The organism is Microbacterium sp. C-MGS6 (genome assembly GCF_058140415.1).
This window is the reverse complement of sequence record NZ_JBYLRT010000002.1, coordinates 75,603-99,254: the sequence shown is the minus strand read 5'-3', so window position 1 is coordinate 99,254 and position 23,652 is coordinate 75,603. Positions and strand designations below refer to the sequence as shown.

General features: G+C 67.6%; 24 protein-coding genes. 3 read left to right on the top strand and 21 right to left on the bottom strand.

Translation table 11 applies throughout. The features are described from left to right. The 3 genes from AC3B5L_RS17785 to AC3B5L_RS17775 all read left to right on the top strand — a co-directional run. Positions 1-207: hypothetical protein (locus AC3B5L_RS17785; RefSeq protein ID WP_490096531.1), on the top strand; the 207-nt coding region annotated here is incomplete at its 5' end. A gap of 368 nt (positions 208-575) precedes the next feature. Then, complete coding sequence (locus tag AC3B5L_RS17780) at positions 576-1,010, top strand: hypothetical protein (RefSeq protein WP_490096530.1); 435 nt, start codon at positions 576-578, stop codon at positions 1,008-1,010. 9 nt (positions 1,011-1,019) lie between these two features. After that, a complete protein-coding gene (locus tag AC3B5L_RS17775; protein ID WP_490096529.1) occupies positions 1,020-1,679 on the top strand; it encodes a hypothetical protein in 660 nt (219 codons plus the stop codon). 101 nt (positions 1,680-1,780) lie between these two features. Here the strand turns inward: AC3B5L_RS17775 and AC3B5L_RS17770 are convergent, their stop codons facing one another. The 21 genes from AC3B5L_RS17770 to AC3B5L_RS17670 form a co-directional block, all read right to left on the bottom strand. Next, complete coding sequence (locus tag AC3B5L_RS17770; protein ID WP_490096528.1) at positions 1,781-2,200, bottom strand: hypothetical protein; 420 nt, start codon at positions 2,198-2,200, stop codon at positions 1,781-1,783. Between the two features lie 62 nt (positions 2,201-2,262). Then, positions 2,263-2,496, bottom strand: coding sequence for a glutaredoxin-like protein NrdH (gene nrdH, locus AC3B5L_RS17765; RefSeq protein ID WP_490096527.1), 234 nt, complete (start codon positions 2,494-2,496; stop codon positions 2,263-2,265). 42 nt (positions 2,497-2,538) lie between these two features. After that, positions 2,539-3,153: a helix-turn-helix domain-containing protein gene (locus AC3B5L_RS17760; protein ID WP_490096526.1), complete on the bottom strand. Its 615-nt coding sequence runs from the start codon at positions 3,151-3,153 to the stop codon at positions 2,539-2,541. Positions 3,154-3,169: 16 nt separating this feature from the next. Further along, entirely contained in the window at positions 3,170-8,185 is a 5,016-nt protein-coding gene (locus AC3B5L_RS17755; protein ID WP_490096525.1) for a DUF8841 domain-containing protein, read from the bottom strand. Positions 8,186-8,441: 256 nt separating this feature from the next. After that, a complete protein-coding gene (locus tag AC3B5L_RS17750; RefSeq protein WP_490096524.1) occupies positions 8,442-8,774 on the bottom strand; it encodes a hypothetical protein in 333 nt (110 codons plus the stop codon). 378 nt (positions 8,775-9,152) lie between these two features. Next, positions 9,153-10,100: a hypothetical protein gene (locus tag AC3B5L_RS17745; RefSeq protein ID WP_490096523.1), complete on the bottom strand. Its 948-nt coding sequence runs from the start codon at positions 10,098-10,100 to the stop codon at positions 9,153-9,155. Positions 10,101-10,115: 15 nt separating this feature from the next. Next, the gene (locus tag AC3B5L_RS17740; protein ID WP_490096522.1) at positions 10,116-11,285 is read right to left on the bottom strand and encodes an ATP-binding protein; all 1,170 of its coding nucleotides are present in this window, start codon (positions 11,283-11,285) and stop codon (positions 10,116-10,118) included. 142 nt (positions 11,286-11,427) lie between these two features. Further along, positions 11,428-11,841, bottom strand: a complete 414-nt coding sequence (locus AC3B5L_RS17735; protein WP_490096521.1) for a hypothetical protein — start codon at positions 11,839-11,841, stop codon at positions 11,428-11,430. Beyond that, the gene (locus tag AC3B5L_RS17730) at positions 11,838-12,413 is read right to left on the bottom strand and encodes a prepilin peptidase (protein WP_490096520.1); all 576 of its coding nucleotides are present in this window, start codon (positions 12,411-12,413) and stop codon (positions 11,838-11,840) included. Before AC3B5L_RS17730 ends, AC3B5L_RS17735 begins: the two co-directional genes overlap by 4 nt. A 5-nt stretch (positions 12,414-12,418) precedes the next feature. Next, the gene (locus tag AC3B5L_RS17725) at positions 12,419-15,796 is read right to left on the bottom strand and encodes a LysM peptidoglycan-binding domain-containing protein (RefSeq protein ID WP_490096519.1); all 3,378 of its coding nucleotides are present in this window, start codon (positions 15,794-15,796) and stop codon (positions 12,419-12,421) included. A gap of 11 nt (positions 15,797-15,807) precedes the next feature. Further along, positions 15,808-16,644 carry a hypothetical protein gene (locus AC3B5L_RS17720; protein WP_490096518.1) on the bottom strand — a complete coding sequence of 279 codons (837 nt, stop codon included), beginning with the start codon at positions 16,642-16,644 and terminating at the stop codon, positions 15,808-15,810. Beyond that, positions 16,632-17,252: a hypothetical protein gene (locus AC3B5L_RS17715; RefSeq protein WP_490096517.1), complete on the bottom strand. Its 621-nt coding sequence runs from the start codon at positions 17,250-17,252 to the stop codon at positions 16,632-16,634. The genes AC3B5L_RS17720 and AC3B5L_RS17715 overlap by 13 nt, the downstream gene beginning before the upstream one ends. An 11-nt stretch (positions 17,253-17,263) precedes the next feature. Continuing rightward, the gene (locus tag AC3B5L_RS17710) at positions 17,264-17,686 is read right to left on the bottom strand and encodes a Tad domain-containing protein (RefSeq protein ID WP_490096516.1); all 423 of its coding nucleotides are present in this window, start codon (positions 17,684-17,686) and stop codon (positions 17,264-17,266) included. Then, entirely contained in the window at positions 17,683-18,123 is a 441-nt protein-coding gene (locus AC3B5L_RS17705; RefSeq protein WP_490096515.1) for a TadE/TadG family type IV pilus assembly protein, read from the bottom strand. Before AC3B5L_RS17705 ends, AC3B5L_RS17710 begins: the two co-directional genes overlap by 4 nt. Then, positions 18,123-18,536, bottom strand: coding sequence for a TadE/TadG family type IV pilus assembly protein (locus tag AC3B5L_RS17700; RefSeq protein ID WP_490096514.1), 414 nt, complete (start codon positions 18,534-18,536; stop codon positions 18,123-18,125). The genes AC3B5L_RS17705 and AC3B5L_RS17700 overlap by 1 nt, the downstream gene beginning before the upstream one ends. A gap of 2 nt (positions 18,537-18,538) precedes the next feature. Beyond that, entirely contained in the window at positions 18,539-18,745 is a 207-nt protein-coding gene (locus tag AC3B5L_RS17695; RefSeq protein ID WP_490096513.1) for a hypothetical protein, read from the bottom strand. A 63-nt stretch (positions 18,746-18,808) separates the two neighbouring features. Continuing rightward, positions 18,809-19,690 (bottom strand): hypothetical protein, encoded by an 882-nt coding sequence (locus tag AC3B5L_RS17690; protein ID WP_490096512.1) that lies wholly within the window; start codon positions 19,688-19,690, stop codon positions 18,809-18,811. Between the two features lie 2 nt (positions 19,691-19,692). Beyond that, positions 19,693-20,571 (bottom strand): type II secretion system F family protein, encoded by an 879-nt coding sequence (locus tag AC3B5L_RS17685; protein ID WP_490096511.1) that lies wholly within the window; start codon positions 20,569-20,571, stop codon positions 19,693-19,695. Further along, positions 20,568-22,139, bottom strand: coding sequence for a TadA family conjugal transfer-associated ATPase (locus AC3B5L_RS17680; RefSeq protein WP_490096510.1), 1,572 nt, complete (start codon positions 22,137-22,139; stop codon positions 20,568-20,570). Before AC3B5L_RS17680 ends, AC3B5L_RS17685 begins: the two co-directional genes overlap by 4 nt. Next, positions 22,136-22,936 (bottom strand): hypothetical protein, encoded by an 801-nt coding sequence (locus AC3B5L_RS17675; RefSeq protein WP_490096509.1) that lies wholly within the window; start codon positions 22,934-22,936, stop codon positions 22,136-22,138. Before AC3B5L_RS17675 ends, AC3B5L_RS17680 begins: the two co-directional genes overlap by 4 nt. Before the next feature lie 2 nt (positions 22,937-22,938). After that, positions 22,939-23,637, bottom strand: coding sequence for an SAF domain-containing protein (locus tag AC3B5L_RS17670; RefSeq protein WP_490096508.1), 699 nt, complete (start codon positions 23,635-23,637; stop codon positions 22,939-22,941). Positions 23,638-23,652: the final 15 nt, after the last annotated feature.

The following is a 23,652-nucleotide window of genomic DNA, read 5'->3' as shown; positions in this document are numbered from 1 at the left end:
GCTAGAGCGCTCACGCGCTCAGCCGATGCCAGCTCGGCAGGCCGAGCTGTGCTCGTGGCTGCGGTTCCTCGTGGACTCAGCCCGCGGTCGGTGGCTCCGGGCTGCGCCCTCCGCTCGGCCGATGCCGGCCCCGGCCCCCGCTCAGCCGCGCTGGGGCCGGGTCTGCTCGAGGTGCTCGGTGCGCCAGGTGTTCTCCTCGCCCCGTGAGAAGTTGCGGGCCTCCGCTCGCGCTCCGCAGCTGCACTCGAGGATTGCAGTGCGCCAGGATCCGTATCCGTCGAACCTCTTGGGGAAGGCTGCGTGTATGCGTGCCTGGGGGCCGGTTCTCCCCTGCACGCGATCCTCGTGGGCTGCTACAGCATCGGGGGCCGTGATGCCGGCGTTGCGGCACCGGAGCAGCCATTCGGGGTCAGGGTCGGGGAGACTGCGCTCGAGGATCTCGGAGCGCGCTGAGATCAGCCAAGGGCGCGTAGGTGTGCTGGCGGCCGCGGTCATGATCCTCCCGTCCGATGGTCGAGGTGTAATCTCTATATTAAGCGTCATCAAAGGACTATTTATACTCACTGGAGGTTCCTATGCCTGGCCAGATGATTGGCTTCGCGGAGATCGCGGAGAAGATGGGCGTGGTGGTCCGTCACGCTCGCAGGGTGGTGAGTGAGGACCCGGACTTCCCCAAGCCGATCACACCGCCTTCGTTGCGCTCTCCTGGCTTCGATGAGGAGGAGGTCGACCGCTATCTCAAGCAACGGGCTGAGCGGTCGATGCGCCGAGTCGGCCGGCCGCCGGCTACGGTCGCAGGCCAGCGGGTGAAGCTCTCGCCTGAGCAGCTCGAGGAGATTCGCTTGGAGTTCCGTGGCCGATCGACGATTGCAGCTGCGGCGCGTGCGTTGGGGATTTCTGAGGTGACGATGCGTTTCCGGCTGAATGGCACATCCTCGTGGCTCCCTACCGAGCTGCCGAAGCTTGCCAGGCACCTAGGTGTGTCCGAAGCCGAGCTGCTCGGGAAGTAGGCCGCCGAGATGGAGCTGAACGAGGTCTGGAGTGATCGCCGGCTCGGCATCGCCCTGATGAACCGACTCAGCGCGTTCGGCCGGCACGGGCGAGTGGATACCCGTCTGATCGCGGAGCATTTCGGGGTAGCTCCCGGCACTGTGCGCCGTTGGATCCGTGAGGGCGTTCCGCGATCGCGCGTGGAGGCGTTGCGCGAGCTCGTGATGCCATCCGCGTCGATCCGCAGGCAGGAGAAGGTGGATCTCGACTACGCCCGTGAGGCGTTGTGGGATATCGGCGGCCGCGGCGCCCCGGTGAGCGAGCTGTGGGTCAAGAACGGATGGCTCAAGCCGCATTCGCTCGCGGTGGTGCTGTTCGGCGATCGGCAGTTGTGCACGGCCCGCCTCGGCCGCGCTGATGGCGATCGTACGAATGCCCGGATGCGGGCGGACGGCGGCGAGGTGATCGAGCTGGAGACGTTCCGGAACCGTTTCGCGGCCCAGATCGCCAAGATAGAGCTGCTCGAGCACGTTGCCGAGTGGCGGGTCTCGCTCCCCCACGGTGCGGTCAGCCGCGGGCATACAGAAGCATGGCTGGCATCAGCTCCTCGGCCGACGCTCGAGGAGCTGCGGCTGCATCCTGCGGTGAAGATCCCGCACACCAAACCGAGGAAGCCGAAAGCCCGGTGACCGATCAGGTCAACGGGCTTTCGAGCTGGGGAAGCTGGGCATCTCACCCTCATCTCCCGTGATCGGGACGTGGTCGGCTTCCGCGACCGTTGGTTGCCATCTTAGTTCTGTGAGCTGGTGACGTCGACGGGGCGCCAGATGACCATCGCGGGCAGCTCGAGGCGCGTCCAGGGGCTGAAGGGGCGGTCGTCTCCGAATACGACGCCATGGTCCTTGTCGAAGCGGCTGGCGACGGTGCCGGCTGCTGAGCGGACGATCACGCCGGCGGGCAGAGCGTCGAGCTCGTCTGCGGTCTGGACGACGTCGTAGAGGGCGGTGTGGTCGATGACGACCTTGAGGATCTGAGCCAGAGTCGACATGCTCCCGGCGAGCTCGCCGTGCATCTCCCCGAGGAGCTGACCGGTGACGGCGCTTCCGTCGTGGCGGTCGACGTCGGCAGCGAGATCCTCGCTGATCTCCGTGAGGAGGGCCTGGAGCGTCTCTCGGAGGGACTTGGGCGTGGTGGGTTCGGTGGTGGTCATTCGATCCTCCTGAGGCTGTAGAGGGCCGCACCTGGTGGGGTGCGGCCCTCTGCTGGTGACGGTCACGCCAGGCGTGCGGCGAGCTCGTCGATCTTGTCGGGGCGGAAGCCCGACCAGTGGTCCTCGTCGGTGACGATGACCGGGGCCTGCATGTATCCGAGGGCCTTGACCTGCTCGAGGGCCGTGGGGTCCTCCGAGAGATCGTGGATCTCGTACTCGATGCCCTTGGCATCCAGCGCGCGGTAGGTTGCATTGCACTGCACGCAGCTCGGCTTGGTGTAGACGGTGATCGACATGTTCACCTCCTCTCTCTGTCTGTTCGTGGGTCGGTGGATGGGTCAGAGTGCGCGAGGGTCGTCGCCTTGCGGGTGCTCGTCGATGCGGAAGTCGTCAATGGTGCGGAACTCCCAATCGGCGGGATACCGGCCGTCGCTGTAGAGCGCCTGCAGGTAGGAGAGCGCGGCGTCCTCGCCGTCGGTCGCGGCGATGTTCATGAGGGTCGAGTACTCCTCGGCGGTGAGCTTCACCTGGCTGTTGCGCTCGCGCATGCCGTGCTCACTGGTCGCGATCCCCTGGTAGCCGTGGACACGCACCCGGACAGGCTTGCTGCCGGTGAGGGCCTTCTGGTGTGCCGCGGCGCGGCGGAGGGTGCGCTCACGGCCGCGCTTCGTGGTCACGGACTGCCGGTTCTTCGTAGCGAGCTTCTTCAGGTTCTCGGTCCGCGGCTTGGTGTCGCCCTTCAGCCAACGCTGAATGGTGCGCTGGCTGACGCCCTGCCGGCGGGCGGCTTCCTTCGTGTCGATGCTCTCGGCGCCGCCGCGGACGGTGCCGTAGAGGTTCTGCAGCATCTCCTTGACGGTGGCATCCTTCGGCGCGGTCGCCTTGCGTCCGGTGAGCCCGGAGAACACCTTGTTGCGCCGGGAGGCGAAGTCGTCGGGAGTCATGTCGGCCATCGTCATCACCTCCGGGTCAGATCAGTTCCTGGTCGAGGAATTCTTTGCCCTCGTACCGGCCGCGGCCGGTGAGGAACTTCAGGTGCCCAGCGAGCTCGGTGAACCCTTCGGGCTTGAACTGTCCGAGGCCGCGACCGAAGTTGCGGGCCTCGCCCGGCCAGGCCTTCGCCGGGTCGATCTCGTTGCTCGTGTAGAGGACGGTGTCGGCGATGATCGCGACCGGCCAGCGGCCGGTGTTCTTGCCGATCTGGTGGATGCGGCGGATGATCGCCGCGCGGGCCTTCGCCTGGATCGCGTGGTAGCGCTCGGGGGCGTATCCGTCGCGGCCGCGGTGGTGCTCGTGGCTGGCCATGAGACCGAGGCCGCGAGTGTAGAGGTTCTTGAGCAGGTCGCGGGCTGCCGTGTCGTCCGGGTCGCCGGTGTCGAGGGCGGTGCGAGCGTCGCGGACGCGCTCATACCAGGTGTCGAGGAGGCGGGTGTGCTGTTCCCAGACGTAGGCCTCCTGGATCTCGAACGAGTATCCGCAGTCGAGGGCGATCTCGAGGGTGGGCGTGCTCACCCAGGTCAGCTGACCCGTGGTGTCCTCGTCGCGGTTGCGGGGGTCGAGCGGGTTCGGGGTGAGCCATTCGGCCTTCTCCGGCATCGGCACCCGCCAGTAGCCGGGGGTGTTCTTGTCGAAGGCGATCGGCGTGCCCTCGGGGAGGTAGGTGGGGGCGCCGACGCCGAGCTGCAGGCCGGCGACACCGGCGAGATAGGAGCCGCCGCGGTCGAAGCCGTGCACGTACCGGTGGGTGAGCTCCTCCTCGGTGGGCTTGCGCTGCCAGTTGATGTCCGCCTCGAGGGTTGCGATCTCCGCCGGCGGGACCGGCTCGGAGGGAGCGAACCGGAGCAGGCGCTGCTCCTTGCTCGGGGCTGTGGTCATCATGAGATCCAGCCCGGTCGTGGATGCCGAGACCGCGTAGGGCGCGCCGAGCGCATCCGCGAATCGCTGCAGCCGGCGGGCGACGTCGGCCGGGCCGGTCGCGCCGGCCATGATCGGCGCGAAGTCGTCCTTGAGCGCGGGGATGAGCACGAATCGGCCGCGCAGCTGCGGGTTCTCAGGGTGCCAGACACGGGTGGTGGCGTTGAGTGAGCGCTCGGTGCCGCCGACCTGCCAGCCGGCGTCGATCGCATCGGTGATGAACGGGATGTCCTTGGTGCGCTTCTTCAGCTCCTCGGTGAAGTCGAAGGTGCCCGGCTTGGGGAGATCTGCCATGGGCAGGCCGAGCTGCTGCGCGGCGCCGAGCGTGACGAACAGCTGTCCGTCCTCGTTCTTCCAGCCGTTCTTCACGCCGAGACGGAGGTGAGCGATCAGCTGAGCGACGTCGCCGAGGTGGCGCAGCGGGAAGGGCAGCTCGAGGCGCTCCCCTGACGGCATCCAGAGCCCGTCGACGTGCAGTACCGCCACGGCGCCCGCGAACGGGCTCGTGGTCTTCGCGGGCGCCGTGGGACGTGCCGCTGCAGGGGCTGGCGCCGAAGGCGTCGGCGTCGTGGGCTGTGTGGAAGCATCCGGAGCAGCGGCCGCAGGGGCCTCCGGCTCGTCGACGGCCGGCTCACGGCGGGGGCGCTCACCGGCGTCTGCCGGAGCTACGTCGAACAGAGAGGGAGGCTGCGGCGCCGTCGGCCCTTCAGACGGCCGCTGCGGCCCCGTAGACACGGTCCCCGGGGCGGGCGCACCGTCGTCGCCGTCAGCGCCGGTGAGGACGCTGAGCGGGATCTCCCAGACGCGCTGCTGCACACCCTCGATTCGGCGAAGAACTGCGGCACGACCTTCGTTGTCCGTGGATACCCATCCGTGCGCCTGGAAGGAAGAGCCGATCGACATCGGGGTATCAGAGAGGCTTTCGCCGGCGCCTCGGGCGACGCGGGAGATGAGCTCGTAGGTGACTCGCGGATTCAGGAGCAGCTTGGCATCCGGCCCATCGCCCTTGACAGCGCCGATCCGGGGGCCGTTGGGCAGCAGCATGTCGTGCGGCGGGTTCCCACGAAGGGTCCACCCGAACTGCTGCGCATGCGCGGGAGCGTCGCCCTGTGTGGTGGTGAGGTGCGCCATGTTGGCGGCGAGTCCCTCACGGATCAGCTCGATCGTGGTCATGCCGGGGTCGCCGGCGCCGTGGTCCTGTCGGCGGATCGCGGTCAGGATGCCGTCGATCGCCCACTCGAGGAACTCGTTCGCCTCGTCCCGGGTTATCGCGTCGACGTCGACGAGCATGCGCAGCATGATGTGGATGCCGTGGGTCGCGGCGACGGCAGCCTTCGTCATGCGGCCCTTGGCGCCGTCCGAGTGGGGCAGCGGCGAGATCCGCTCGAGCCACATCGCCGAGAGCGCCTCGTTGCTCGAGCGGCCGGGGGTGTCCTCGTCGAAGAACTCCGCCTCGAGAGCACGGCGGTGCTTGCAGAGCCACTGGATGAGCGCGGCGCCGAGGATGGCACGCGCCTGGCGGCGGTCCTTCTTCTCGAGGTCGGCGAACGTCTTCGGGGTGTCGACGATGTCGCCGGGGCTGATGTCGATGGTGAAGACGCGCTGCAGGCCCGATCCGTGCAAACCGACCTGCCCGGTGGCGATCACAGAGGCGTCGATCGGCTTGCTCTCGCTGGTGCCGCCGCGAGCCTTACCGATCACGCGGGGTGCGCGGTCGAAGATCGCGCGGGCGAAGTTGTCGATCTTCGCCTCGGCCTTGCGTGCGTCCTGTGCGTCGACGAAGTCGTCGGCGAGCACGGGCATGTGGCTGACGTGCTGCGCGAGGAGGCGAATCATGCCGATGAACGAACCGCCAGCCTGCGTCGCGGACAGGATCGTCTTGCTCGCTCCGACACGGTCCGTCAGCTCGGGAGCGAAGTAGTGCATCGCCTGGCGACCGCAGGAGGACTTGCCGGATCCGGGAGCGCCCTCGAGGTAGGTGATCAGCGGGACCGGAGCGAACGGCGCCTCCCAGACGAGGCCAAGCAGCGGGGCGATGACGCGGGCAGGAAGCTTCTCCCGCAGAGACACGGTGCCCCGGATCCAGGCCTCCCGCAGCACCTTCGGGTCGAGGGTCGGCTCGGGCACGGTGAGCTTCTGGATGCTGCTGGGCATGCGGACGTCGACGTCCAGGTGGCCCTGGCCGGTGATCGCGCCTCCGCCGTGCACGAAGAAGTCGCCGAGGTCGGTCTTGCGCCAGCCGGTCGCGGTGTAGATCCGGTTGAACGAGGACGGGGCGCGGCGGGCGCGGTGAATCGCGTTCCAAGCCATGTCGCGGCCGCGGCGTGAGGAATCCTCGAGCATGCCAGGCCAGCCGAGGTGGTTCGTCCACTTCCCCTCGCGGAGGACCTCCTCATCCCAGACCACGACCTGGCGCTCGACGATCACTTCGCCGTTCTCGTCGTAGAGCGGACGTCCAGTCTCCGGATCCCGGGACCAGCGCGAGAACTCGACGATCATCTCGCTCAGCGGGGAGGCGGTGGCGTCGTCACCGTCATCCTCGAGCGAGGCGGAGAGGATCTCGGCCCAGCCGTCCATGATCAGATGGAAGCGGGGTTTCCACCCGCCCCCCTCGTCCGGGACGTACTTGACCTGAACAGTCTGCCCGTTGCGGACCCGGTATTCGGTGCCGATATTCGGGGTGCCGTCGTCGCCGGGGATGAACTCGTGGCCGGTGAAGCGCGGCGGCTGCTGATCGTCGCCGTCGTCGTCGGATACTGCCTCGATCGGAGCGACGTTCTGCCCCTGGTCGCGCCATGCGGTGATGCTGACCGGCGTGCGCACCTCGGCGAGCTCGTGAGCTTCGCGGGCGATCTCGGCTGCAGACTCGATGATGGCGTCCGCGTCGTTCAGAGCCGCGTGGGTGATCGGGTCATCGCCGGAGTACTCGATGCGGGCCTTGGTGAGCGCGTCGACCATGCGGCGGAAGCGGATGTCGGACTCCGTCGCCCAGGTCTCGGCTGCTTCGCGATGCTGGGGTGCTGCGGCGCCGGCGGCAGGGATCCGCTCGAGGTGGGCGCGGATCTCGCGACGGCAGACGTCGACTGCCTTGATCGTGCGGTGGGCGTCGCCGACGGCGGCGAGCAGCGCAGACTGCCGAGCGGTGATCTCCTCGAGCTCGTCGACGCCGAGGCCTGCCTCGAGGTGGTCGCTGAGATCGGCCTTGTCCTCGTCGACGGCGGGACGCAGCAGCGTGACCGATGCTGCGACGCCCTTGAGGAGCCGGTGCATGGTGACACCGCGCTTGTAGCCGGCGGCGTCACGGTCGACGACGACCTTCACGGTGGCGCCAGCGAAGACGTCGACGAGCTCCTCGGGGAAGCTGCCGGCTCCCTGCGCGTTCGTGGTGGCGACCAGTCCGGCGGCGATCGCGTTGTCGGCGTCCTTCTCGCCCTCGACGATCCACACCGGGTTGCCGGCGGCGATCGCCTCGAGCAGCTGCGTGTGGTGGTACAGCACAGGCGTGAACCACTCAGGCTTCTTCGTGAGCCACCGGCCCTTGTCGCCCATGAACCGCTGCCGGAACCGCTTGTGGGTGACGCCGTCGAGCACGGTCTGCTCGCGGATCACCTCCTCGATCACATCACCCTTGGAGTCGGCATACGGGTAGGTGAGAACGCGCTGCCAGGTGGCCTTCTTCAGGCGCTCCTCTAGGCCGGCGTCATCGTCTTCGGTGATCCGGCGGGGCACCTTGTGGGTGGGCACGAACTTGGTGCGAGGGGTGCGCTTCTTCCGCTCGCCGCGCTCGTTCTCCGGAAGCGGCTCGTCGAACAGGTCCGCGGGGGCCAGATGGATCGCCGCGGCGATGTCGCGGTACTCGGCGTGGCAGGTGAAGCAGTTAAACAGGACGGCGCCGCGGCGGCTGTCCCACTTGACGCTGAGCGAGCGGTTCGAGTCGCCATGGACCGGACAGAGCGCCATGAACTTGTCGCCACGGATCGACTCGGGCTTGAAACCGCCGGCGTCGAGAGCGTTCCAGACGCGGTCGACGGACGAGCGCTGCGAGCCGACAGGAGGAGAGACGAGCGTCACTGCTGTTGCCCTCCCCCGCGGCGGACGCGGAGGAGTCGGGCAACACGATGCTGATTCTGATTCAGAAAAAGACAGAACTGCGCTACCATGGTGCTCGAACACCTCCTTACATGTTCAACAAAGGGCCGGTTCATCCGGTTCTTCGTCCCGGTCAAGGACTTACAACTTCAGAGCTTCGGATCTACTTGGCGGTAGTTCGGAAGCCACCCACTTCGGAAGATCCCACGAGTTGGCGCTCGAGGGATCTTTTCCTTTTCTAGGCCGATCGAGCCAGAGGCCGCTCCTTCCGAGGGAGTACCGCTGGGTGTCCCGGCTTCTGCTCGGGAAGTTCTTCGAGGCCCGCGATCTGCTGACGAGCACGCTCTTCGGCTGCCTTCTTGGCTTCGTCGGCGCGCTTCTTCTTGGCCCGCTCGATCTCATCGAGTACCCAATCGGGGACGTCGAGCCCTTCGGCTTCAGCCATCCGCATGACGCTGTATGAGCCGAGAGCGATGCCGAGCTCGTCCGCACGCTGCTGGTAGACCGCGAGCTGATCAACAGGCGGGCGCAGCGGGATGTACCCGCGTGTTCCCTTCCGTGGCTGACCCATGTGGGAACCATAGCGAATAACTGAACCAGGATCGATACCTGCTCGGCGTGTCCGCGTGTCGTCTTCACGCTAGCCATGGGTGCAGGTTTCCGGATGGATCGGACATCGATTCAGAAAATTTCTATCGGATCCTCGCGCGCATGCACATGTGGGGGTTACATTCTCGGTTACGGTAACAATCCCCCAGGTTGGCCACTAAATCCCCAGTTCAAGCATGAAAAATACCCTGTTACCAAGGCGTGGTCACAGGGGTGTCAGCGAGCAGTGTGCCGCAGGGTGCTTACACAGAAGAATGCCTGATCAAAAGGTAGATCAACTCTGTGACCAGTTCAGTTGGCTGATGGCTGATCGAAGCGCTGAAGTTCTGGTAACAGAGGCTCAGATGACGTAGGAGATGTCGACGTCCCAGACTCGAACGAGCTTGCCGTTGATGCGGCGGCCTACGGTGTTCCTGTTCGAGCCGTCGACGCGCAGCGCGCCCATCTGGCTGAGCCCTTCTGCGATCTCTGGCGGCGTATATGGGAACGGCTGGCCGGCGGCGGCGGCGGCTTCGATCGCTCGTTCCGTGGCGGTCTGTGGGTGTAGGAGGAGTCGTTCGCCGCGGATCTCGCCGAACGCAGCCATTCCTCCGTCTCGGATGAGCTGGAGGAATGCCTGTGCTGCTCGCGGAATCGGTTGAGAGCGGTCGGCTACATCGTCTTCGTGCTCCGTGGCGTACTTGTGGTCGATCGCGCGGAAGGAGCGCGCAAGAGGGTCCGTGAAGTCCGGGCTCCAGACCAGGTCGAGATCTGTGAGGACGACGAGTTCCATTGCCCACACCTTGAGGGTCTGCCCATTGCGGGTTCTGCTGACGGAACTGCGTGACCCGCTTCCTCGGACGACACCACGGCGCATCAGTCCCTCGGCGACGTCGCGCACGCTCCATGGGAATGTTCGCCCGTCACGGGCCGCTAGAGCGGCGACTCGTTCGACGGCCGGCGTCGGCTGGATGTAGAGCTCATCGGCGTGGTTCCAGCTGATGTCGCCGCGATCGATCTCTGGGAGATAGCGCAGGAACATGTCTGCAGCTACATCAGGGTCGTGCGGGAGGAGCTTGAGGTCGTCGCGGCCGAGGTAGCGGCGGGTCTGGGCATATGTGAGCTCGAGGAGGCCCGGAACATCTGAGATCCTGCGGCCGCCGCGGAGTGCGACCCGGATGGCGGCGCCAAGCGCCTGGTCGTGGACGTCCTGCGCCTGAGCGAGAAGCCGGCGAGCCCTGGTCACGAGCTGCTGTGCCTCCTCGAGTGTGTGAGGTTCGGGGAAGGGGTGCAGCTCGTCGGTGCTCACGAGTTCTCCTTGCGTTCAGGCGTCGATCTGTCGGTCGATGAAGGCCGCCATGCCGGGGACGGTGAAGGCAACGACACCATGTTCGGGCGCGTAGATGAGCCCCTTCGCGATGAGCCCGTTCCTCGTCGGACTCATGCTGCCGACTGTGCGGCCGAGGCGCGCCGCGACGTCGCTCGAGGCGCTGCCGTCGTCGCCGTCCTCTGCCATCTTGCGGAGGTACTGCTGCTCTGCTCGGGTGGCTCTGTCCCAGCGGACGCGGAAGAACCCGTTGTCGAGCTGGTTGGTGCCCTCGAGGACGCCGAGCTCGGCGTCGGTGCGAGTGATGTTCGGGCCGGTGGCCTTGTTCCACGTAGATTGCCCGTACTGCTGCAGGAAGTAGGGATAGCGATCGGACGCTTCGACGACCAGCGCGATCGCGTCGTCATCCCAGGAAGCGTCCTCCTGCGCGGCGGGGATCGAGAGGGCCTCGGCGACGACGGCGGTGTCGATCTTCTCGATCGGGAGGTAGCGGAATCTCTCGGCGTAGGACTTCGCTTCGGCGAGGATCCGGGGCAGGCTCGGAAGGCCAGCGAAGCCGAACAGGACCCGCCAGTCGTCTTGTGCGGCGGCGTGCGCGATCGCGCAGAGGGTGGCGAGCTCGTCGGAGGTGAGGTCCTGTGCCTCGTCGACGAGGATCGCCAGGCCGACGTTCTCCTCGGCCGCGGCGTCTGCGAGATCGCGAATGAGGGTGCGCAGGTCGGTGTCGAGGATCCCGGTGTCGGCTCCTCCCCCGCTGGTGCCGGCGAGATCCAGCCCGAACGTCCAGGTGCCCTGCGTGTCGTAGGACGCTTTGAAGCTCAGCATCGTGGTCAGCGCCTTGAGGAGCTTCTTCCCAGCGGAGGGCCGTGCGAGATCTCGCAATGGCTCATAGAGTGCCTCGCCCAGCAGCTCACGGAGAGTCTTGCCGCCGCCGGCCTCGATCTGTGCCACCACCCAGTCGCGCTTCGCGGCGTTGCGCCGAAACTCGGACAGCAGGACGGTCTTGCCGACCCCGCGGAGGCCGTAGAGGACGAACGGCTGATCGGTGCGATCGCGCTCAACTCGCTGCATGGAGACGGCCCACTCGCGCAGAGCTTCGTCTCGGCCGACGAGCGCGGCCGGCTTTCGGCCGGCACCAGGCGAGTACGGGTTCCGGACGGGGTCCATGGCAACTCCAGATCTAGGGAAATCTAGCTACTTATAGTGAATCACTAGACATCGCTATAAGTCACTACAACTCTCTAGATGTCGGCACTCGGAGCGGCCAGATACTCCCAGATAAATCACCCTGGATTATCTGGGAGGGCGCTCACCCTCCGTTGACCGAGGGGCCGTCGAAGTCGGGGATCTCGTGCTCGAGGGGAGGAACCGTGACCTGGTGGCCGCAGCTCCCGCAGACCCAGGTGTCGGCCTCGGTGCGCAGGAGTGTCCCGTCGACGGGGCATGTCGGCTGCGTCGACGGGAGGAGCGTGAGCGCATCCATCGCGGCACGCAGTGCGTCTGCCGGCACTTCGAAGGCGGGGTCCCAGGCGATGAAGCTCTGGTCTCTGCTCGAGCTGCGCATCCGGATGCCGGCGGCGCGGGCGGCTCGCCGCAGCTGACGACGGAACTCATCGACGTCGACGGGGATCTCTGCCTGCAGCAGGGAGATGCTGCCCGTCTGCTGCAGGCGAGCGACAAAGGCCGGGTAGTCGATCTCGATCTTCTCGTTGCGGGCGTTCATGCGATGAGTCCCAGGAGGGCGAGGGTTCCCGCGATCACGGCGCCGAGGACAAGGTAGGGGCCGAAGGGGATTCGGCGGCCGCGGCCGTCCTTACGGAGGACCAGGGCGATCGCGTGCGGGGCGCTGAGGAGGTAGGCGAGGATCGTAGCGGCGATCACCGCGGTGAGGCTGTGCCAGCCGAGCAGAAGGCCGATCAGGCCGCCGAGCTTGACGTCTCCGAACCCGATGGCCCCAAACAGGCTCAGAAGCGCGTATACGGCCCACAGGGCCGCTCCGAGGCCCACTGCGGCCGCCAGGCGCCCGACGTCGCCGGAGAGGGCCGTCTGGGCCGTGAGAGAGGCGCTTACGGCTGCGGCGAGGGGGAACAGCATCCGGTTCGGGATCCTGTGCTCGCGGGCGTCGACGATGCTGATCGGGATGCCGCCGGCGATGAACAGCGCGAGGGTCAGCCAGGCGGCGAGGTTTGCGTCGATGAGGGCGGTGAGTCCGAGCAGGGCGCCGCCGGCCGCGGCCGCGGCGATCGGCGGCCAGGTCAGGGTGCGCGGGGCGGCGCTCTGCTCGAGGAGGGTCATGGTCGTCAGCTGGCCAGGGCGTGGCGGCCGCGGATCGAGTGGATGAGCTCCTGCGTCTCCTCGTCGGGTTCGAGGCCGTCCTCGATGTCGTCGAGCTGCGCGTGCAGCTGGGAGACGATCCGCTCGAACTCGACCATGTCGCCGGCGAGGTGTTCGGCGCGCATCGCGTTGCGCCAGGCGAGTTCGTTGCTGGGGTCGATCTGTCGGCCCACGGATGCGGCGAAGCGGGCGTTCGGGATGTCGCCGGCGCGCAGTGAGCGTGTGGCGAGCTCGTGGGCGGCATCCGCGATCTCGGCGATCATCTCGGTGCGGATCCGCTCTGCCCAGACGTAGCGGCGCTCGCTGACGCCGCTGAAGGGCTGGCCCTTCACCAGGTGCATGGCGTTGATCAGGTCGGCGGTCTCTGCAGAGGCCGGATCCGGGGTGACGAGCTCGCGCCAGACGTCCCAGTCGGAGCGGACGTCTGAGTGCAGCCTGTAGCCGGCGGTGCCGACCTTCGGCACGAACTCCTCGCCGTCGTTCGCTCGGCCAAGCCAGCGGCGTGCGCGCGAGGTGAGGGCGTTGCGGCTCTTCGCTGCACTGTCACCTCGCGGGTCCTTGCCGGGCCAGAGCGCGGCGTGCACGTCGACCGCGGTCGCCGGGCCGTGCAGGGCGAGGTAGGCGATCAGTTCCGTTGCGCGCGCGGTGTGCGACATCGTCGCCGTCCGAGGCTCCGGGCCACGGGCGCCGTGAATCTCGACGTTGCCGAGCAGCTGCACGTACGGGATGCCGAACAGCTGGATGATCGGCCGCATGGGCGCCGGCTCCTTGGCCTCGGCGGGTGCAGCCGCCTCGGCGGCCGCGGGGGTCGCCTCCTCGGCGGGCTCCTCGGCGGGCTCCTCGGCGGGCTCCTCGGCGGCATCCTCGGTCGGCTCTTCGGCAGGCCCGGGCGCCGCCTGCTCGTCGACGGCAGACGCCGGCGTCGGCGTCGTCGTGATGGAGGGCAGAATGCTCTGCAGCACGATCTTCCATTCGCCGTCGTCCGCGTGCTCATCCTCGTCGACGTCGTCTGCGGAGATCTCGGCCTGGTCGTCGACAGTGGCCGCATCCTCCGGGATGCTCGGCGCCGTGGTGACGGGGAGCTCATCGAGCTCGAGTTCGAGGCTCTTGGCCTCATCGCCTTCGGCGGGGGCCTCTGTGGTGGCGAACAGGTCCAGGATGCGACGCAGCTCGTCGCCGTCGATGATCTGCGGCGTGAGAGGGATGCCATCCTCCGCGTTGGGGATCTGCAGGGAGGCTTCGGCGCCGGCGGCGGAGGCGACGACGTTGAGCGTCCACTCCCCCGCGAGCTGACCCGATGCGACCGCGGCGATCCCCACTCGGGGAAGGCGAGTGACGAGCTCGGCGAGCTCGTCGGCTTGAGCTGCCGCGGGCATCTCTCCGAGCAGGACGATTTCAGGGAACCAGCCCTCGGCCTCGGTGCCTGCAGATCGTGCCTCTTCGATCGACGAGACACCGAGGTCCTCGAGCGTGCGGTCGGTGTCGGCGGCCTGCGCGCGCAGCTCCTCGAGCAGCCGGTCCACGTCGTCGACGTGGCGCACACGACCTGTGTCGAGTGCGACCGGGAGGCCGGGTGCGACCCCGACGAGCGTGACGCGGAGGTCTTCGCCCCACTGGCTGGTGGCCAGCTCGATCGCGAGCGCGGTCATGGCGCCGCTGACGAGCTCTTCCGTGCCGGTGAGGTTCAGGGCGCCGATGTACTCGAGGTCGACCATCAGGTGGGCGTTGAGCGGGTCCTGTCCGATGGTGACCAGCGCCGGGTACGGGGCGCTAGGCGTGCGGGTGAGCGCCGGCAGCTGCCGGGGGTCGACGGTCCATGCCGTGCGGTCCTCGGAATCGGCCTGGAACGGCTCGGGGAGATCCATCGGGGCGTCGAGGAACAGGCTGATCCCGTCCTCGGCGAGACGCAGTGCGTACAGCGGCGGGAGCGCGTTGTCGGAGTCCTGCGCCCACACGGCGAGGTGGCGCAGCGCGTGGTCGACGTCGTCGATCCCGAGCCGGTCCTCGACCGCGCGCAGCTCGAGTTCCATGGTCTCCGTGTCGCCTGCGGGCATCGCGATCCGCTGCCCGGCCTTCCGTTCCCGGCGCTGCTTGAGGCGGCGCGCGGCGAGCACGCTGAGCAGGCCGGCCGCCGCGACAGCGCCGATCCCGCCGGCGGTGCGGATGTTGAAGATCTCGTCGATCCACGAGGCGCTGTCGGCGTCCTCCTCGGCTTCGGCATCGATGACGACGTCGTCGGCCGGCGCCTCCGGCTTAGGCTGCGCCTCCCCCATCGGCTTCTCGTCGACGACGCTCGCGCCCCCATCGACGTCGGCGCTCTCGGCGCCGGTCTCGTCGACGTCGACGCCTGCCGGAGCCTCGTCGACAGCCGGCGCCTGCTCGGTCACGGGTGCCTCGACCGGCGGAGTAGGTGCCGGCGCCTCCACGTGGGGCGTCTCGGCCGCGGCCGCGGGAGCTGCGGACGCGGGAACGGTGAGAACCCATCCGGGCAGGATGAGGTTCGGGTCGGTGAGCTGCTGCCCGTCTGGCTGGATGGTGTCGCGGGAGGCATCCGCGATCTCGTCGTACCGCTCGCCGGCGCCGAGCTCGGCCTCTGCGATGTCCCAGAGGGTGTCACCGGACTCCACGACGATCGACTCGGCTTCCGTCGACGGAGCCTCGCTGGTGGCTGTGGCGGCGTCTGCCGGCAGGGTGAGCACCCATCCGGCGTTCAGCCAGTGATCTGCGGTGAGGGCGTGGCCGTCGGCCTGGGTGACGCCGTAGTTCAGCTGCGCGATCTCCTTCCACCGTTCCCCGCTGCCGAGCGCCTGCTCGGCGATCCGCCACAGCGAATCTCCGTCCTTCACGGTGACGGTGGGAGCTTCGACATCCGCCGTCTCGGCTGCCGCCGGTGCCGGCGCCGGGGTGCTGTCCTGGGTCGCGACGCTCGAGTCCACGGACGCGGTGGCGGCGATCGGTGTCGAGGTGTCGACGGGGGCATCCGCGGCGACGGCGGCCATCGGCGCGACGACGGTGGAGAACATGACGACGATCGCGCCGAGCATGGCTCCAGAGAACTGCTGTGACAGCCCGAGCGCCGGGATCTTCGGCGCGCGCATGTGACGCATCCGCGACCCGGCCTCGATGAGGAAGCCGATCACGAAGTACGCCCAGCACACCCAGCCCACGACGGTCAGTGCGAGGAGGAATGTGCGGCCGGTGTAGTCCGGTGTGGTGAACAGGCTGAGCAGCTCGCCCCAGGAGGCGGGGATGAGCTGCTCAGCGAAGGTGATCAGCGCGACGGGGATCCCGACGAGCACGATGGCCAGCGCGAGGAGCGCTCCGAGACCTCTGATGAATCGCATGATCTTGCCTCTCAGTTGTTCACTGACTGCATCTCGTTGACCTCGAGCTCAGCATTGCTCTCGGTCGTCAGCGGGATGGTCCCGCTCTGGCCGGCCGCCTGCCACTCGAACACCCACTGGCTCGTGGCCGTCACCTGGTAGCGATCGCCCGGGCGGGACTCGCTGGTCTGGTGGTAGAGGTAGCCGCAGGTCGGGCTCTCCGTCACGCCATACCCGTTCTGATAGGGCGTGCCGGCGTTGCCGCAGGTCACAGAATTGCCGTCACCCATATCCCAGCGGATCGACGTCACACGGACGGAGCCGGTGACCGTGATGCCTGCTTCGGTCTCGCTCACCGTGTATCCGTTGTAGGTCGTCGGGCCGGGGTTGGCGACCCACATCCACACGGGCACGCCGACGTGCGTGCGTCGGTAGCCCCACTCCGGGTTCACCTGAGGCGCCATGCCAACCTCGAACGCCTGGACGTTCAGCCGGGCGGAAATGAGCCGGGCGGCCTGAGCGGGGGTGATCGGTGCGCCGTCAGGCGGGGTGACGAACCACTGTGCGACGGTGAACGGGCCGCTGGAATCGCACGGCTCGTACCACGCGCCCTTGCCCTCCTCGCGGCCAGCAGGAGGCGGCGACTGAGGATCGACGAGCTTCCAGCACTCTTCGCTTTCACCGTCGCCGCCGCCGTCACCTCCACCGTCGCCGCCGCCGTCACCACCTGGCACTACGACCTCAACGGTGCACTCTCCGGTGATGGGGTCGTACTGCGCACATCCAGCCGCTGACGCACTGGTTGCGGGGACGATCACCGCGGCGAGGGCGAGGACCAGGGCTCCGATCCCGAGAATTAGCCGGCGCATTCTGTGCTCTCCAGATCCTGCTTGTAGCTGATGATGGCCCACCGCTGCTCGGCCTTGAAGTACCGGGCGATGACCTCGACCTTGATCGAGCTGGGGTTGGGCGCCGGGAACGCCTTGCCGTCCTTGTCAGACGCGCTGGTTTCGCTGTAGTCGACGCATCCGTAGAGGATCGGCTGCCCAAACTCGGATTCCGTGACGCCGTTCGCTCGTGCCGGTGCTGCGTAGGACTGGCCGTCGAGCAGTGTGAACTTCACGTTGCCCTCCGCCTGGTAGCCCTTCTCGGCATAGCGCGTGACCTCGTTGACCACAGCGTCCTTGGCTGAGCCGAGGGCGATCGAGTCGATCGCGGACGGGTCGTCAGGGTGCTCGCTTCGAATCTCGTCCCAGATCCTGAAGTACTCCTCTGCCGTGGCGTAACCTGCGGCGATCGCGTCGGTGTCGCTGGCGGGTTCGGCTGCAGCCGTCTTCGTCGGCGTGGGGGTGGGCGTCGCCGTCGACGAGGTCGTCGGCTTCGGTGTCGGCTCCTCCGTGGGTGTGCACGCGGTGAGGAGCCCGAGCGCGATGACGCCCGCGGCGGTGATGCCGGCGATCGTTCGGGTGGCCTTCATGGGGATCTCCTTCATTGGGTGAGCAGTGTGGCCTTCGCTTCACCCTCGACGGGGAGGGTGTTGACGCCGAAGAGGCTGATGAATCGGGTCTCGACGGTGGACCAGACGCGGACGGTGATCTCGCCGCCCTGAGCAGTGACGGTGCCTTCGTAGCCGGCGGCGCGGAGGTAGTCCATTGCGACCTGCTCAGCCTTCGCGGAGTCCATGGTCGACGAGCCCATCGAGACGGCATCTGCGCCGATGGCGCTCGTGCCTGCGCGAGCTGCGGAGCTGGCGACGAAGTGGGCGTCCTCGTTGCCGTGGTAGGAGATGGCGCTGTCGATGACGATGCCGATGATGCCCATCAGGAGCGCTGCGGTGAGAACGAGGAACGGCATGATGCTGCCCTCCTCCTGATCCCGCTGCCGGAGCGGGGTGATCAGCTGTCGCATCATTCACGCTCCTTGTACGGGTCGACGGGCGATCGCTCTGTCACGGTGACGACCCGGGTTCCGGGGAGTCCGGGGAGGGCGATGTCGGAGAGGTCGAGTGTGCAGGTTACGGTGGCGCTCACGGTACCGACAACCCCGAGCGGGGCGTTGATGCCGGAGCTGTCGATCACCACGGTGAGGCTGGTGCAGCTGACACCGGCGTTGGCGAGGGCTGCTTCGGCCATCTCGCGGGCGCCGATCTGCGCTGTCTCGGAGGTACTTGAGAGGGATGCCTCGCGTGCAGCTGCGCCGGCGGCCGACTTGATCGAGAGCTCGGTGAGGGCGATGCGTCCGAAGGCGATCACGGTCAGGAGAAAGGCGAGGATGAACGGCGCGAAGAGGACGAACTCGAGGGCGGTCGAGCCCTCTTCGCGCCTCAGGAGGCGGCGGATGCGGTTCATCAGTCGATCCACCTCTCGACGGGAGCGGTGGCAGTGCGTTCGATGTCACCGAACAGGTCGAAGAACGAGTTCGTTCGGCCGGTGATGGTCACGACGACCTCTGTGTCGCTCCGGGAGACGGCGATGGTCGCGTCGTGGAGGTTGGAGGCGTGAGAGTCGATGAAGTCGTTGCCGACGGTGACTGCGCTCGAGGTGCTGCCCTCGTACAGGCGGGCCTCATTGAGCACGATGTTGGCTGTCGACTGGGCGGCGTTGCCGGCGTCGAAGAAGATCGCTGCCTGGATGATCAGGAAGATCAGCCCGGCGAACATCGGGAAGAGGAGAACGAATTCCACGTTGCCGTCGCCGCGCTCCCCCGTCACCCGGGTGCGGAGGGTGCGGAGGAGCGCGGCGAGACGACGGGAGAGGCGCATGATCAGAACGGGTCGGTGATCTCTGCGAGACGGGCTTCAAAAAAGCCGGTCATGACGCCGGCGACAATCCCGGCGATGACGATGACGAGGATGACGATGAGGACGAAGGACACGAGGCCATCGCCCTGCTCACGCTTCCCTTTCATGTCATCGATCAGTCCGTCGAAGTAGACGCGCAGGAAGATCGCTGCGCGGGTAAGAGGATTCATGGTGCGCCTTTCGTTGCTGTGCTGTCGAATGTCATGGGTGGTGATTTCGTCTGCGATCGGACATCACCCCGTGAGATTCATCAGGAGCGGGGTGAAGATCATGCCCATGAACACCACAGCGACAGACCAACCCCCGATAGATGTGAAGTCGTCGCTGATCTTGTTGGCCTTGGCCTTCTCGGCCTGCAGAACCTTCACCCGTAGCCCCCTTCCGGTCGACCTCAGTGTCTCATATATGGAAGATCCCGTCTCGTCTGCCGACCGGGTGATCCGGGCGACTTCAGCGAGCTCAGGGACGCCGATCTTCTCGGAGAAGGCGTTCAGCGCCTCCCAGGAGGGGGTGCCCGAGAGGCGAGCGCGGGTGAGCTCCTCGCGGATTCGGACGAACACCCAACTCTTGCCGATCGCCGCGGCGTTGGTGAGGGCAACGGTGGGCGGAGCGTTCCTCTTGCGTTCCGCAGCCACGAGCTCGAGGTAGATGGCGACGCCGCGGGAGAATTCCTCGCGTGCGGCCTTCGCAGCCTTCCTAAGGTCCCGGTCGGCTCCTGTCCAGCCGAGCACGGCGAGGGGAAGCCCCAGCGCCGCGACGGGGAGTGCGAATCCGCTGAATCCGATCATGTTGAGCACGAGAGACACCAGGCTGGGTGCGATCAGCAGAAGCAGTGCGTCGCGGGTCTTCTGGTACAAGTACTTGTTCACCGGCGTGCCGACGAGCTCGAGATCCTGCACGGGGATCGTGAACCCGGGCAGGTCGGGGATACGTCGGTGCACCCAGGACCCGACTCGGGTCTCCAGGTCTGTGCGATGTTCCGCGTCGACGACGGACACGGAGCCGATGCGCTCGGCGACCGCGGACAGCCGCGGCTGCCGCGGCAGCAGCGCAGTGAGGACGATGGCGAGGCCGGCACCGATCAGGGCACCGGGGATGATCAGGATCTGCCACATGGTCAGCTCCTCCCCTCGTGAGGGTTGACCAGGATGCGCGGCAGCGGGCGGAACCGGATGAGCCTCTTCAGGAAGTAGAGCGCGACGACGAAGATGCCCATCCACATCGCCAGCAGCATCTGGCCGAGTGGTGTCTGGTAGGACGCGAAGAACTGCGACTGCCCGAGGAACGGGAACGCGCACAGCGCGGCGAGGACGATCAGGGTGATGACCTGAACGGTCCGCTGCGGCTTAGCACGGTCTGCGGCGATCTCACGGCGGTTCTTGACCTCGTCGAAGACGTCATCGGACAGGTCGTCGAGCGCAGCAGCGAGACCGTTGCCGCGCTCCTTCGCGGCGAGGAGCAGCTGCGCGACGACCAGGTCTCCGGTCGCATCGTGGAGGTCGTCGCCGAAGGCGTTGAGGGCGTCCTCGATCGGCCACCGGCTGGTGAGTCGCGCGGCGAGCCGCTCGACCTCCTTCCGGATCGGCGGCGGAGTGGACTTCACCGAGGCCTGCAGTGCGGCCTCGAGGCCGATCGATCCGCCCGAGATCATGCCGGAGAGGCTGCGGGTCCATGTCTCGAGCGCCTGCAGCTTGTCGACGTCGTCGCCGTCGCCGCGGCCGCCGATGAGCAGCGGCAGGATGACAGCGAACACCGGGCCGGCGAGCAGCATCACGGTCCACCCAGAGACGAGCCACAGCACGATGCCGAGCACGAGGCCGGCGCCGCCGGCGATGAGGTTCCGTCGAGTGACGTACGTGCGCCAGCGGGACACGGCCTGCTTGACCTTGCGGGGGAACTCGCGGGTGCGGTTCTCCTGCGAGGGGAAGATGCCGAGCAGGATCACCAGGATCCCGGACAGTCCGAGCCCGACCATCAGCGGGAGGGTGGCGCTCATGCTGCCGTCTCCTGGATGTTCCGGAAGAAGTCCCGAGAGAGCCCGGCCTCGTACAGGACCTCGTCCATCCCCTGCGTGGGCCGGCCGACGAGGACCTGCTGCCCGGCCTTGTTCAGGGCGAACAGCGGGTGGGCGACGGGGTGACCCTCGACGGTGCCGACCTGCGCGATCTCGGTGACCATGCGCTTGACGGTGCCGTCTGGGCGCCGCACCTTGGCGACCTGGATGATGAAGTCGATGTGACGGGCGATCTGACGGTATGCGTACTCCGTCGAGGCGTTGCTCTGGCTCTTCAGTGCGAGGTCGGCGAGTCGCTCGATAGCGTCGCTCGCGGAGGCGGCATGGAGCGTGCTGAGCGAGCCCATACCGGCCTGCATAGCCTGGAACATCGCGTCCACCTCGCCACCTCGGACCTCGCCAACGATGATGCGCTGGGCATCCAGTCGGAGAGCGGACTCGAGCAGGTTCACGAGCGTGATCTCTCCGGGCTGGCTGCCGTCCGCCGCCCTCTCCCCCAGGCCCGGACGGTACTGCAGCGGGGTCACGATCAGGTGCCGGTCGCCCATGAGGTCGAGGTGGAGCTCGCGTTCCTTCTCGATCGTGATGATCTCCTCGAGCGGGTCGATCTCGTTCGACAGGCCGCGGAGCAGTGTCGTCTTGCCCGCGGCGGGGTGGCCTGCGACCACACCCGACCGGCCGGCGCGGACGAGGGCCTTGAGCAGCTCTGCCATATCCGGGGTCAGAGACCCGAGCTCGACCAGGTCGTCGAGGGTGATGTCGACGAACCTGTGGATGCGCATGACGATCTTGGGGCGCTTCGAGATCGGCGGGTGCGTCGCCTCGAGGCGGCCGATGCCGCCGGGAAGGTCCATGGACAGGATGGGGTGGGCGCTGGACCAGGGGCGTGCGCTCTCTCCCTGCAGCGTGGCGATCATGCGGATCTCTTCGACCAGATCCTCGTCGGTGGGGGTGATCGGGGCGACCTTCACCTTCTTGCCGCCGGCGTACTTGACCCAGACGCTGTCGCAGCCGTAGATGTCGATGTTCTCGACGCGGCTGTCGTCGACGAGGGGCTGGAAGCGGCCGAGGCCGTACAGGCCGTCGATGATCGCCTTCGCCATCCGGTGCTGCAGCTCCTGGCTCCAGACGGCCCGGTCTCCGTCCTCGGCGGTGATCATGGCCATGCGGTCCTTGATCACGTCGAGGGCGTGGGTCTGCGCGATCGCACGCTGGTCGGCTTCGCTCATTCCCGGGCGGTCGGTGAGGGAGCGCTGGAGCAGCTCGGCGACGTCGCTGCGCAGCGTGCGCAGCAGAGCCCAGTCGACCTGTTCGGCGATCTTCGGCTCGTCGTCGCCCGGCGCCGCGGCCGGAGTCGTCTGACGGGGCGTCTGCGGCGTCTGGGAGCGACGAGTCGGGGCCGACGTGCCGGCGGCGGCGAGCAGGTGCGCTGCTGGCCCTGTGGGCTGTGGCGCGGGCAGGCCGGGGACGGCGCCGGGGTCCGGGGAGGTGAAGGCCGGAAGGTCGAGGAACGACCCGTAGTCCGGGCTGTCGTTGTTCGAGGTGCTCATGATGCGCTCTCCTGCTGACTCGGGCGGGCGCCGAGGTGCTGGTGCCGGCGGGCGATGCGCTGGTTGATGTTCGCCTGCGCGGCACGGACGGAACGGATGTACCCGCCGGTGAGGAACTTCTTGGGCTGATCGAGGCCGATGCTGAACGTCGCCGCGCCCCGCGGGTCGTGCTTGATCTCCGCAGTGACCTCGGCATGGAGGTGCTTGGAGATCTCGCCGCGGTTCCACGTCTCGAACGGGGCGTCCACGAGCAGCAGGTCCAGGTAGTCGCGATGGCCGGCTGCCTCGAGCTGTTCGCGGAGCTCACCGGCGGCCGCGGATGTGGCGAAGATGTCGGGGAGGGAAGGGTGCATGACCAGAAGCACGCTGTCCGCGATCTGCAGCAGCGGGATTCGCGGGTCGCGGGCGGAGATCCGGCCGAGGTCGACGATGACGTCCGTGCCCGCCCCGTCCAGCGTGCTGAGAACGGCACCGAGCGGCCCCCAGAGCGAGTTCGTTCCCTGACCGGCGGCCACGTTGGTGAAGCCGAGGATGACGTCACGCTGGTCGGTCAGGGGGACGCGCTGCTCCATGATCGTGTCCGCGGTGAGCGCGCCGTTCTGCTGCGCGATCGCCAGGTTCGTCATGCCCGTGGCGTGCGGGAGCTGTCCGCGGAGGTAGCCGAACAGGACACTCGAGGTCTTCGCGGTGTCAGCTTCGACGAGGAGTGCCGGGCGGTGCCAGGCGAAGGTGAGCGCAAGCGCCGTGGTGGTCACGCCCGGGGCGCCGGAGAAGCTTGCCAGTGCGATAACCGCCATGACTACTCCCCTCCTCCGTCCAGGATCAGCGCCACGCGGCCGGTGGCGGCCCGCGCAGCGAGCGCGGCGGCTTCCGACTTGGGGACGATCACGTTGACGTTCCACACGCCCTTGTCGAGGTTCTGGCTGACGGTGAAGACCGTGGCAGGGAAGGTCTTCGGCGTCTCCGCCGGCGGGTCGCCCTGCGCGACGGGAGTTTCGACGATGCGGATGGAGTCGCCGGCGGACAGGGGCGTCGACGGCATCTGAGCGCCGCTGAGAGTGAAGCCCACAATGGACTGGTCGTCGGCAACCTCGATCCTGTCGCTGAACGCACCCGGTGTGAGCAGGGAGCCGGCGGGAAGGTCCACGGTTGCCGTCTTGCCGAGGATCTCGGATGCCTGGTCTGCGGGGATCGCGTCCGTCTTCTGGCCGGCTGCGAGTTCGATCGTCACTAGGTCTGTCTGCTCGATCTTCTCGCCTCGAGTGATGTCCGTCGAGGTGACGAACACGGCCTCGGTGTGGCGGGCGTTGCTGATGTAGAACCAGCTGCCCAGCGCGCCGACGATGACGAGCGCGACCCCGATCGCAATGACGCCGGGGCGTCGCCGCGATCGGGTCTCCGGCAATGCCATCGGGGCATCCGTCGTCGCTCCGTCCGTCGCTGCGGCTCGCTTGCCGCCGCGACGCTTCTTGCTCGCAGCCTCCGGTGCTGTGGTCATGATCCCGTGTCCCCC